The sequence below is a fragment of the uncultured Campylobacter sp. genome, from assembly GCF_937949835.1.
Lineage (GTDB): Bacteria > Campylobacterota > Campylobacteria > Campylobacterales > Campylobacteraceae > Campylobacter_B.
On record NZ_CALEDC010000446.1, the window covers coordinates 1 to 2,243 of the forward strand.

At 54.6% G+C, this 2,243-nt stretch carries 2 protein-coding genes; both read right to left on the bottom strand.

Translation table 11 applies throughout. The annotated features are described in order from the left end of the window. Positions 1-1,052 (bottom strand): dihydroorotase (locus Q0256_RS09925; protein WP_297962623.1); only part of this gene is annotated, 1,052 nt, incomplete at its 3' end. Next, positions 1,049-1,978: an aspartate carbamoyltransferase catalytic subunit gene (locus tag Q0256_RS09930; protein WP_297901164.1), complete on the bottom strand. Its 930-nt coding sequence runs from the start codon at positions 1,976-1,978 to the stop codon at positions 1,049-1,051. The genes Q0256_RS09930 and Q0256_RS09925, both read right to left, overlap by 4 nt. Between the last annotated feature and the right edge of the window lie 265 nt (positions 1,979-2,243).

Below are 2,243 nucleotides of genomic sequence, written 5' to 3' on the forward strand. Positions count from 1 at the left end.
GAGCAGAGGCGCACCATAGCTTCAAGACTGATGACGCTCTCGTTTACGAGCCGTAGCGTAAGCGGCACGAGGGTTTGAAGCCCTAAAATTCCAAACGGCGCATGGTCGAATTCGACGAATTTATCGTCGGTGTTGTGCGGCGCGTGATCGGTCACGATGGCATCGATCAGACCGCTTTTAAGCGCCTCTCTGATCGCCTGCACGTCGCTTTGAGTTCGCAGCGGCGGCGACATTTTAAAATTCGTATCGTATCCCATCAGCTCGCGCTCATCGAAGGTGAAGTGATGCGGCGTAGCCTCGCAGGTGACGCGGATACCCTCGCGCTTAGCCTGCTCGATGAGTTTTAGCGACCACGCCGAGCTTACGTGCGCGATGTGGATGTGCCCGCCCGTCTTTTTGGCAAGCAGCAGATCGCGCGCGATCATGATCTCCTCTTTTTCGCTCGCCATCCCCTTTAGACCGAGGATCGCGCTTATCTTGCCCTCGTTCATCACGCCGCCGTGGCAAAGCGAGCAATCCTCGCTGTGATTTATCACGAATGAGCCGAAGTGCGCGGAGTATTCGAGCGCCTGTCGCATCACGGAGCTGTCGGTCACTGGCAGCCCGTCGTCGCTGAAAGCCACGCAGCCGGCTTCCAGCATATCGCCCATCTCGACGATCTTTGCGCCCTTGCAGTCCTGCGAGATCGCGCCTATGGGCAGCAGATCGATAAGCCCACGCTGTTTAGCCTTGGCGATCATCGCGCGCGTGATGCTTGAGTTATCGTTTACGGGCTTGGTATTTGCCATCGGGAGGCAGGTCGTCACGCCGCCTGCGACCGCGGTTTCGCTGCCGCTGATGACGTCGTCTTTGTATTCGAGCCCCGGGTCTCTAAAATGCACGTGCATATCGATAAGCCCCGGCATCACGAGCTTGCCCGCAGCGTCTATGACGCGGTCTGCGACGGGACACTCGCGCGTGATCTTTGAAATTTTATCGCCCTCGATCAGGACGTTCGCCTCCTCGCTGCCGCCCCAATTAACGATCGTGCCGTTTTTTATTAAAATTTTCATCGTGCGCTCCTGTTTAAATTTATCGTATGAAGTATCGCCATTCGCATCGCCTCGCCGTTTTCTACCTGATCTAAAACGCAGCTATAGCGCGGATCGTCGGCTACGTCGGAGTTGATCTCCACGCCGCGATTGATCGGCCCCGGATGCATTATCATGACGCCCTCTTTCGCTGCTTGCATCCGCTTGGCGGTAAGTCCGAAAAATTTCGAGTATTCGCGCACGCTCGGGAAGCTCGGCTCGCCGTCTTGCCGCTCAAGCTGGATTCTTAGCATGATGATGACGTCGGCGCCCTCGATCGCCTCCTCCACGCTTTTGCATATCGGGCAGCCGAACGCGTCGCAGTCGCGCAGCATCATCGGAGGGCCGAAGAGCCGCACGTTTATGCCGAGCTTTCGCATCGCCCAGATGTCGCTTCTAGCCACGCGCGAGCGAAATATATCGCCGATGATCGCGACGTTTAAATTCTCGATCCTGCCCTTGTGCTCGCTGATCGTAAAAAGATCCAGCAGCGCCTGGCTCGGGTGCTCGTTCAGTCCGTCGCCCGCATTTACGATCGATGCGTCGCAGTTGGCCGCGACGAATTTCGCCGCGCCCGAGCAGCTGTGGCGCAGCACGAAGATATCCGTGCGCATCGCCTGCATATTTCTGATGGTGTCGATCAGCGTCTCGCCCTTTTTCGTGCTGCTGTCCGCAGCGGTGAAATTTACGCTGTCCGCGCCCAGGCGCTTGGCTGCGATCTCAAAGCTCGTGCGGGTGCGGGTGGAGTTTTCAAAAAACGCGTTGATGACCGTCTTGCCGCGAAGCGAGTCGGATTTTTTGACGTCAGAGCGGTTGAGCGCTTTAAACTCGCGCGCCAGATCAATGAAGTCGTAGATGTCCTCGCGGCTCAGATCCTGCGCGCTAAGAAGATGCTTTAGCTTATACATTCCCTCTCCTTTTTTGGGCCGAATTTCAGCCGTAATTGTATAAAAAAATCTCTGATAAAATTTTAAAATTTAAGAGCGGGGCTCAAATTTAGACGCGGAATTTTGCTTGGAATTTCATTTTAGATCGCATACGAAGCGCGGACGGAATTTTGGGGTAAAATTTAAAAATTTTAGGATTAAATTTGAGCTTTTTGAGCGAAAATTTTAAAAAATCTGTCGCGTCGCTTACGTAAAATTTTAAAGCTTTACGCGCGGCTGGCGGCTA